This is a genomic window from Alteromonas sp. ASW11-130 (assembly GCF_026183735.1).
Taxonomy (GTDB): domain Bacteria; phylum Pseudomonadota; class Gammaproteobacteria; order Enterobacterales; family Alteromonadaceae; genus Alteromonas.
This window is the reverse complement of sequence record NZ_JAPFRE010000002.1, coordinates 142,605-152,243: the sequence shown is the minus strand read 5'-3', so window position 1 is coordinate 152,243 and position 9,639 is coordinate 142,605. Positions and strand designations below refer to the sequence as shown.

Genomic DNA, 9,639 nt, shown 5'->3' with positions numbered 1-9,639 from the left:
TCTTCCAACTTATATTAAAAATATCCTTGAAATGAACCGGGAGTCCATATATGCAATGACGTTAGCTTTTTTCGGCCCCAGTAAATACGTACACAGCGGTCTGTACCCGCGTACATTACTTCATCAAAGTTTTGCGACAAACTTTGCGATTGTGTATGTGACGGGATGTTCTAAACTAAGAGGCGCACATGAGCATAATTCGCGTAAACAGTCAGTCTGTTATTTAGTAAGCCAATTGAATGCAACTTTTAGACTGACATTGAAAGTCAATTTAATAGCTTTTGTAGCTCATTTTTAACGCCATAATTCGCGCCAACACATATCGCTGTGCCAGATGCTGCGCCAGCTAAAAAGCCTGCCACGGAACCTGGAATGGAGCCAATGATGGGTACGGTGACAGACCCAATGCTCGAGCCCATAACTAAACCCGCCCCACCCATAGCGAAACCATATTTAATGAAGCATTGCTTTGCCACATCTATTAAGGAGCGCTGTTCACAATACGATACGATACCAATAGCTAAAAGCTCTCTTCTAAGTTTATTTTCGTCGAAGTTCATCTTTATTCCTTTCTAAATGAGGTGATGAACTAATATCAAGCTTTGTACCATAGCCGCGAGTCTTCGAGTAAATCTATAACTTTTAATAATTTACCTATACAAGCAAGTTTCCAGCTGTCTCCAATAATCAGAGACAACGCGCACGTCGCTGCGCAATTGAGCACTTTTCCGCGCAGTCTGCTCCGACGATTATTGATTTATCTACACGCGGCTAGAAGGCTTAAGCTTCTTGTTCTATGTGGTGTATTTCAATAACTTGCCTGATTTTTGAGTAAACCCATAACAGACATCGAGCATTAGCACAGTCGCGATTTCTAATTACCGTTAAAAAAGCTTTATGCGAGTAGCTCAGTTAACCTGTTTAGTTTGGTTGGTTTCCATTCAATACCACCCTCAGCTCTCTTTGCAATCGTCTTACGAGGGCGTTGCAACCGCTATTCAATTTTGTAGCGATTGGCCTTTTGTGCGAAGCGCGAACCGTAAAGATGCAGATGTTTTATGCGGCAAAAACAGATTTTACGTAGCGCGAATGCGTAACAAATGCGCCCCATGGAATTCGATTTGAGTGCTTTTATGTCTTCGTAGTTCGCCATTTACTTAGCGTACTAAACTACATACTTCACACCATGTTCTGAAAGTAATCAGAATTAACATATGTCGAGCCGCGAAGGTCAACACGCGATAGTACGTTAAGCTATATTCATTGTTACTGTTGCGATTCATCCATATCAGTAATCGGAAATTCTTCAGCGAATGCGACTACTTCGTCCAGTGAGGCTGTTCTTGATTCGAACACCAGCATGCCGCCGCTGCGTAAATTCACGCTGACAGTTGCATTATTATTTTCGGTACTGGTCATTGCAGTACGTCTTTGAACGCGAATTTTTTGCCCTGTTCCCGATTGCATACCAAACTGAGCCAATGCAGAAAACGCTTGCATAGCAGAACCACTACTACCTGAATTGAGGGTAACCTTTATTTGCTTATCGCCTTTACTATACTGGCGACTGACCACATTGAACCCCATCGCATTTTGCTGTTCGAGTTCACTTCCTGAATAACCATTTACTTCATCTTTAAAGTGCGTATTGGTTTGAGCTTGTTGTTCCTGCTCCATCAACGTCACACACCAGCGAGCTTCCTCTAAGGCTGTTTCGAGATCGCCATTAGCGTAAAGCTCCGCTGCTCCTTTACATGAATCTTCCGGCGATTCCTTTGCATGCGTAATGGGTATTAATAAGCTGGCGGCAATGAACACAAGGGCTTGGTGTTTCATGTCTTATTTCCTCATCATTAAAAAGAAAAAATTGAAAGGTTGACGCTCGAATGTCTTAACGAAGCGTCAACTACAGCTTTTAAATAATAACCGTGCGCGATAATGCGTTAGCTACGTTCAGGAAAACGTATGTTCCTACGTGGGATGATATTAATCGTGAAAACCCTGATCTTCTTCTTTATTGTTGCGAACAGCGTTAACTCATCATCTTTCCCACACCTTTCGTTTTCGCCCGATTCACCCTCACCAAACTCTCTCTGCATTGAATGTCAAAAGCAGAAAAGCTCTCTCACTGTCTCAATACACATCATTGCGGATGGGTTTAAAATTTAACACTATTTCACCGTAGCAGATTGAACGAATTTCAACCAGTTTGGGTGGGTAAAAAGTAACCCGTCTTTTGGCCGAACATTGCGCATCGATGTATTGAGGTAGCGCGATATCATTATAGGTAGCGATTAACATATGAAACTTGCATCTATTAAAGAGCCCGTCAATATGCCTGTTTTGTGTACAACCGATCTGCATAATAACTTTCCCTATGCGCGCGGATGATGGCGCAATTGCGCGCTTTTCGGCTCACTTCAAACGATGCTACTTTTTTAAGTGAACATGCTTTTGGACCACTAATAAATATCTAAGGTTCTGAAATATAGATTGAAATATAAATTCTCTAGTGAAGTGGCACGTTTGGTGATTAGTCATGTAGGAAGTCGCAAGTCAACCCCCCTTACAAATGAAAGGAGCATCTAATGCCAACAGTAGCCTACATAGAAATTGAAGGATCCAGTTCTGGTCCAATTACCCAAAGCGCAAATACCGTCGAATCCATGGGTAATACCTACCAATCTGAACATGAGAACGAAGCAACCGTTCAAGCTTTTAAACATCAGGTTATCGTTCCCCGTGATATGCAAAGCGGCCAACCAACCGGCGCGCGTGTTCATCAACCCTTTATCATCACAAAGGTCTTTGATAGGTCCTCGCCAATTTTATTCGACGCTATGTGTAAAGGAGAACGATTATCCAAGGTAACACTTAAGTGGTATAGGACCGCTATGACCGGAAAACAAGAACATTATTTCACCCATGAGCTAGATGACGCAGTGATTATCGATATTCAGGCCTACATGCCTAATGCACAGGATCCGGCTATGGCACACTTTTCTCATTTGGAAGAAGTGTCGCTGGCCTATCGCAGAATTACGTGGACGCACGAGATATCAGGTACTTCCGGATCCGACGATTGGCGCGAGGGTAGGTAGAATTAACTCGCTTCGTATTCGCTACCGTTGGAGTGTGGTAGGGGTTGTCTGGAGTAAGCATTCGCTGGCAATTCCTCCCTAACCTTTTTCAATATGATAATGCACGTATATGTACAAGGAGAACTGAGTGAGTTTTCATTCGGATGAAGAGTTCTTATTTTTCGAACTGGTCGATAATCCCATCGATTTTAGGGTGGCAAAATTGAGCGGGTGTGAAAGTATCTCTGAGCTCTACCATTTTGAACTTGAATTGATGTCAGAAGATACTGAAGTATCGTTTGACGAGATGATAGGTAAAAGTTGTGTTATTACCATTCAAGGAATAAATCATACTGAAGAAGATGGTTCATTTACTGAAGAAATTGTTTACGACAGATTTATCCATGGCATTGTCGCGAGTTTTGCTTTAGCTGACGAGGCGACCGCGTATTCCACGTACTTGATTGAAGTAGTTCCTCGGCTTTGGCCGCTGAGATTAAAGATTAACAGTCGCATATTTCAAAAACAATCTGTTAAAGATATCGTAAGTAGCATACTAAATGAGTTGGGTCTGACTTCAGAAGATTACAAGTGGCAGTGTCAGTCTCAGTATCAGGCAATGGATTATTGCGTTCAATATCAAGAGTCAGAGTTTGACTTCATTTCACGCCTGCTTGAAGAAAATGGAGTTTATTATTACTTCCAACATGAGGCCGAAAAACATGTTCTCATATTTGACGATGATTCGAGTTCATGTAAGCCCATTGAAGACGATAGTACACTGCCTTATGCGTCAGCTTCACAAGGTCTCGTCACCAATCAGGTTGTTACACGATTTCAATATCGCCAAACACTGGCCCCCGACAGAGTTGCAGTAAAAGATTATAACTTTCTAAAACCTACGCTGAACTTGCTCTCCAAAAAGGATGATGGCAGGTCTGATTACTATGAAGTGTTTAACTATCCGGGACGGTACCTGGAAAAAAGTGCAGGTGATCAGCAGGCCAAACTCAGAATGGAAACGCTTTTGTCCTCGCGCGAAAGGGGAACGGGCATTAGTACAGTTAATCGCTTAACCCCTGGCTATACGTTCTCATTAGATGACCAAAGAAGGGGAAACTTTACCGCAGATTACCTCATTACCTCCGTTACCCATACGGCTTCGCAGTTGCAATCATACGAAGAGTACACGGCATCAGATAACCACTATTATTCAAATGAGTTCGCAGTTATTAACACAGAAGTCAAATTTAGACCTGCGGTTAACACACCAAAACCCAGCGTGAGAGGCACGCAGACAGCTATTGTCACAGGTCCCAGCGGAGAAGAAATTTATACTGATGAACATGGCAGAGTGAAAGTGCAATTTCACTGGGATCGCTACGGTAACGCAGATGAAAGCAGCTCTTGCTGGATACGAGTAAGTCAAATGTGGGCCGGTCAAGGGTATGGCGGATTCGCCTTGCCTCGCATTGGTCAGGAAGTGATTATTGATTTTGAAGAAGGCGATCCTGATCGTCCGCTTATCATCGGACGGGTGCATCACGGAGATAATCGTAGTCCATATAAACTCCCAGATAGGAAAACCGTCAGCACACTCAAAACCAACTCATCGAAAGGAGGAGAAGGATTTAATGAGCTTCGTTTTGAAGATGAGAAAGGTAAAGAGCAAATTTTCGTTCATGCTGAAAGAAATATGGACGAACGAATAAAGAAAGATAAATTTAAATATGTAGGAAATGATTCACATAAAATCATCAAAAATGACAGCTTTACTCATATAGAAAATGACCGTCATCAAGTTGTCGACAACGATTCGTTTCTTAAGATTACAGGTGACGTACACAACAACTTGGAAGCGAATCTGAATCAAGATACTGGTGGAAGCGAAAGTTACAGTATTGGCGAAGATAGAAAGTCTAATTTAGTCGGCTCCGAAAACATTAAAGCTGGTATGGATATAAAGCTTCAAGCAGGAACGAATTATGGCTTAAAAGCGGGGGTTAACGCGGAGATAAAGGCAGGCATGACGATTAATCTTGAAGCATCCGCCGCTATTAATCTTAAAGTCGGTGGAAGCTTCATCAGTATAAACCCAGGCGGGGTTTTCATTTCAGGTCTGATGGTGATGATCAACAGCGGTGGCATGGCGGGGCCCGCAAACCCAGCCCCGCCAGCTAAACCCGACAAGGTTACATCACCGGTAGAAGCCAAAGAAGCAGACAAAGCAGAAGCAGGTAAAGTAGAAAAAGTGAAAGCTGAACCAATGCCCGTTCGCCCTTCAAAATATGGTCCGCAAGCTAAAGCAATGAAACAAGCAGCAGAATCAGGTACGCCGTTCTGCGAACAATGCGAAGCTGCGAAGAAAAAAAATGTTAAATAACGATCAAGTCAAGCACGTTCAATCCATACTGTTTGCAGAAGAAGAACACAATGTCTACGCAGTGGTGGACGGAGCGGCCTGCCCAGAATTGCGGTTCAAATTATACGACTGGCAACCCATTAGCAGTTGCTTGTGGAGCGGTGATTTAGAACCTGATATAGAAGAAGTTGCACCCTATATGGTGAAGTTAGAAAAAGGTGCCGACATTACTGAATGGTTGATAAAAGAAGGGTGGGGTAATCACTGGAATATCTTTGTCTCTTCGATATTGAACCCTAAAGAGTTCCGTAAGCAGATTAGAAAATTACAGTTGGCGCGATCGCCTGAAGGAAAAACGCTATTTTTTCGGTTTTATGATCCTAGGGTATTGGAGATATTTTTGCCCTCCTCTGATGCTCAACAACGAGTAGACGTTTTTATGAAGATCGAACGCTTTTATTTTCCAAGTTCTGAAATGAATAGTCTTTTGTGCGTTAGTAATAATGACACCAAAGATGAGATTGAGATAACCCATCACAAAGTGGTGGGTTAACAATAAAAGTTGAAACTACAAGGAATTTTTAACATGTTAGAGATGAAGAGTAAGCAAATTGACGCATTCAAGCAAAGCGCCAGACGCAGTTTCGAAAAGCAAATGTATAGTCATGTAGATCGCTATTTTCCAGACCATTGTCGTGTGGCGGGAGAAAACGCAATTCGAACAACCATTTCTTTTGGTATTAACCAAGCTGAAAAATACGGGTTTATTACCAAAAGAAATGGTTGTTTGTATATTACCGTAATGTTTATGCTTGGACCGCATTTCGACACCGACCCGTGCTGTGCATTCCTGACTACCTTTTTAGAGGATAATTCATCCCCCTCTGAACGGGCTAGCCAGCTAGCCGATCACGCACAAAGCTTTCTTAAAACCATTACAGGGGAGCAAAATGAAAAAATATACCGGAGTCTGCTTTCTATAAAAAGAAATCCGGGTACTTTATCTAATAAGTTCGACACTGTTAATGTTGAGTTTGAACAATCATTGTCTGTTCATTTACATCACCTTTTTCCGGAAAAATTCGACTCAGTTGGTTCAGATTCTGTTTTAGCTTTAATCAATACGGTATCGAACACTGCTGCCACTTATGACCTACATTCGAATGATGCCATATCTCTACTCACATCTTTATCGTTTATGATGGGAAATGGCATTGATAGAAATCCGCTACTGCCATGGGTGGAAGAGATACTTCGCGACCCATCACTTACCGAAGAAATGGTTAAAATGAATGTGCTCACTGAACGCACACTTGATTATTTGGATTTGTGGCTAGCTCGAACAGGTCAGGACATTTCTAATGTGTGATAGTGACAAAGCTATTGATTTAGCTAAAGAACAATCCGAGGAATCCATTACCAAGGTAGACAAAGAGTGTCTCAAGGCCACATTACGAGTAAAAGTGGTCACTCCATCTGGACAGATTATAGAAACAGCACAAGTTGAAGTAAGCGGACAACCTAATAAGCCGACCGAAGCAAATGGCATCGCGGTATTTAAACTAGACGCAGGTACTTATGACGTTCAGGCACAAAAGCCGGGGTTCACGCCCACACCCGTTAAAGGAAGCGTCACGGTAAAAGAAAATGAAGATGTACCACTAGAGCTTAAACTCACGCCAATTGAAGTGCATATCCATATAGATGCTAATCGAGATGGGGTAGTGGATGATGAGTGGACAAATAATGATAAGTGGGAGCCCGGAGCTAAAAAATTTGGTGCAATTGTTTTGTGCAATAACGATGATGAAAACAATAAAACAACTGAAGATAATCGTAATGGAGTAATTGATGGAGGGGGGGACTTAGCGGATATAGCGCCTATTGAAATAAGAAAAACCCCCGAAAATGAACCGTTGCCTCCCGGTTGGAAACTAGAATTGGAGGTTGACAAAAAAGATTATGTGCGCGTGTTTGATAAGCATGCCGCAGGTGGTGTGGAAGTAATCGGTCCAACCAAAAGTGACCCTTACCTCATCCCCGACTTCAATAAGGTATCAAAACTGGGTATCGAAGCCATTTCATATCCTATTAAAAACTTTGATGGGCTAATAAACATTAAACTCACGGTTAAGGATGATTCGGGCATCGCTGTGTACACAGAAAACGCCAAAATGCGTGTTGCCCCTTGGATGATGTTTAATCATGCCAATATTACCGAAAAAGTTTATATGGTAAAAACGAGCGACAACAATAAAATTCGACGTGAAATAAAAGCAGCGATCGGAACCGTCGCTTTTGAAGAGATCGATGGTAGTAGATACAATGGCGATCGGTGGATACAGGATGGAATGGAGCCTGGGTTTGCCTCTATGCCAAAACCTGTAAATAAAACCGAATGGCCCGTGCCAGCCACATTGCGTACAGCAACCGACCGCACAGATGGAGGGAAAAATGGAATCGACTCTTATCCAAAAAGTGAATTGTTAAAAGCGAATTATGGATTCCTTCAAGCGCTCCCCCCCTCATTAGCTGGTACTTCCTTGGATTCGTTTGGTAACTTGGAATGTTCTCCGCCATTTACCGATCAACGAAACGGAAGAGAGTACAAATTTGGCAGAATTGTCTACGGAAAAGGGAAAGGGTCCGAAATTATGAATTCAAAAGTTATTGAGCTGCTAGATGAGCAAAAGGTGCAAGAACCGTTTTCAATCGATACAAGTTGGTTGTGGGTTGGGCATGTTGATGAGGTAATTACATTTCTGCCTTTTACCGATGGCTCTTTTAAAGTGTTAATAGCGAGTCCGAAAAAAGCGATGGAAATTGTGGGAGGGTTAGAAGACAGTATAAAGTTATTTAAAAACATCGATTTAAGTGGAGCTACTCGAACTAAAGTTGATAAGAAGTATGAACTTCAAACTGTTAAGCAGATTAAAGAGCATAAAATATTTACGAATTTACAAAATACTGTTCAGAAAAAGATCGATCAAATTCGATCAGTGTTAAAGACTGAGCTAAACCTTAATGATAATGATTTTGTTCACATACCGGTATTGTTTGAAGAAGTCGAAAGCGGCGAGTACATTGCTTACACCGCAGGAGCCGTGAATATGCTAGTTGTCACAAAAGAAACAAAAGAAGTAATGCTATGTATACCAAAGCCGTTCGGGCCCGTGGTCGGTGGTGACTGTGTTTTTGAAAAAGAGATTACAAAAAAGCTAAATTTATTAGGGTTACAATCAGACTCGAATTTTAAATTTATAGATGATTTTACAACCTATCATATGTGGGAGGGAGAAATTCATTGTGGCACAAATAGCCAGCGAAAGCCTCCAATTGACAATTGGTGGAATTTGAGTTGGATATAATTAAATGGTCAATAGTCAACGTCGCAGCGGGTGGTTAGTGACAAATAATGCAATGAAATGTTTGTCTTACGCAATATTCTTAATCATCTTGTTGTTTAAAGCTGAAACTGCTTTTTCTAAACATCAAGTAAAACATCAAAGGGGTAGTAACATGGACAACACACTTTTATTGACACTTATTCAGACAAAAGGCCCTGTGTACACTTTTCATCGCGATAAAGCACTAACGGCGTTTGTGAATCAGAATGAATTATCGACAAAAGTTGAACAAGGGCTCGATTGGGAAGCAGAAATTCAAATAAGTATTTTAGTGGGCTGGCAGGAACACCGTGTTTTCTTTCAATCTATTTTAAACGAAGTTAAAAGCGTAGATATAGAGGAACAACGTAAAAAAATAACTGGATTAAATGGAATTTGGCAGACCTACAGAATAAGAACAGAAACTGAGTTCCAGTCAAAGATTTTACCCTTGGCCTGGGAAATGATACTTAAACATTCAGACGACTCACCCAACTGGATAACAGTAACGTTTTTGCATGTTCTTGCAGGTTATCCAACCGTAAAATCAATAAGCCCAATTATTTGGTTGTTAGAAAATACCAATGATAACTTGATCAGGGAGCAAGCTGGAAAGGTGTTGACAATAATGCCTCAGGAAGCTGCTGTTACAGCATTGGAGGAACTGTCAGAGAAACACCTAGTTATAAATCAGGTGGTAGAAGATACTCTGTATAAAATACAGAATGACTAGACAAGACAAAGTGCGTTTAACGTAGGAGTAAAATATAAATTAAAGTCGGGTCGTAAATTTTTTTTTAGATCGAGTGGC

Annotated in this window: 8 protein-coding genes; 6 read left to right on the top strand and 2 right to left on the bottom strand. The window is 41.4% G+C overall.

The features are described 5' to 3' along the window. Nucleotides 1-266: 266 nt before the first annotated feature. Both OPS28_RS00650 and OPS28_RS00645 read right to left on the bottom strand, forming a co-directional pair. A complete protein-coding gene (locus OPS28_RS00650; protein ID WP_265607475.1) occupies nucleotides 267-560 on the bottom strand; it encodes a hypothetical protein in 294 nt (97 codons plus the stop codon). Between the two features lie 706 nt (nucleotides 561-1,266). Continuing rightward, nucleotides 1,267-1,836: a hypothetical protein gene (locus tag OPS28_RS00645; protein WP_265607474.1), complete on the bottom strand. Its 570-nt coding sequence runs from the start codon at nucleotides 1,834-1,836 to the stop codon at nucleotides 1,267-1,269. Between the two features lie 752 nt (nucleotides 1,837-2,588). Between OPS28_RS00645 and OPS28_RS00640 the strand changes: the two genes are divergently transcribed. The 6 genes from OPS28_RS00640 to OPS28_RS00615 all read left to right on the top strand — a co-directional run bounded on the left by OPS28_RS00640 (nucleotide 2,589) and on the right by OPS28_RS00615 (nucleotide 9,561). Continuing rightward, on the top strand, nucleotides 2,589-3,101 hold the full coding sequence (locus tag OPS28_RS00640) for an Hcp family type VI secretion system effector (RefSeq protein ID WP_265607473.1): 513 nt from the start codon (nucleotides 2,589-2,591) through the stop codon (nucleotides 3,099-3,101). 127 nt (nucleotides 3,102-3,228) lie between these two features. Further along, nucleotides 3,229-5,463, top strand: coding sequence for a type VI secretion system Vgr family protein (locus OPS28_RS00635; protein WP_265607472.1), 2,235 nt, complete (start codon nucleotides 3,229-3,231; stop codon nucleotides 5,461-5,463). Beyond that, entirely contained in the window at nucleotides 5,453-5,995 is a 543-nt protein-coding gene (locus tag OPS28_RS00630; protein WP_265607471.1) for a DUF4123 domain-containing protein, read from the top strand. Before OPS28_RS00635 ends, OPS28_RS00630 begins: the two co-directional genes overlap by 11 nt. A 33-nt stretch (nucleotides 5,996-6,028) precedes the next feature. Then, nucleotides 6,029-6,811, top strand: a complete 783-nt coding sequence (locus OPS28_RS00625; RefSeq protein ID WP_265607470.1) for a hypothetical protein — start codon at nucleotides 6,029-6,031, stop codon at nucleotides 6,809-6,811. Continuing rightward, nucleotides 6,804-8,810, top strand: coding sequence for a protein-arginine deiminase family protein (locus OPS28_RS00620; protein WP_265607469.1), 2,007 nt, complete (start codon nucleotides 6,804-6,806; stop codon nucleotides 8,808-8,810). Before OPS28_RS00625 ends, OPS28_RS00620 begins: the two co-directional genes overlap by 8 nt. A gap of 151 nt (nucleotides 8,811-8,961) precedes the next feature. Next, nucleotides 8,962-9,561 (top strand): hypothetical protein, encoded by a 600-nt coding sequence (locus OPS28_RS00615; RefSeq protein ID WP_265607468.1) that lies wholly within the window; start codon nucleotides 8,962-8,964, stop codon nucleotides 9,559-9,561. Nucleotides 9,562-9,639: the final 78 nt, after the last annotated feature.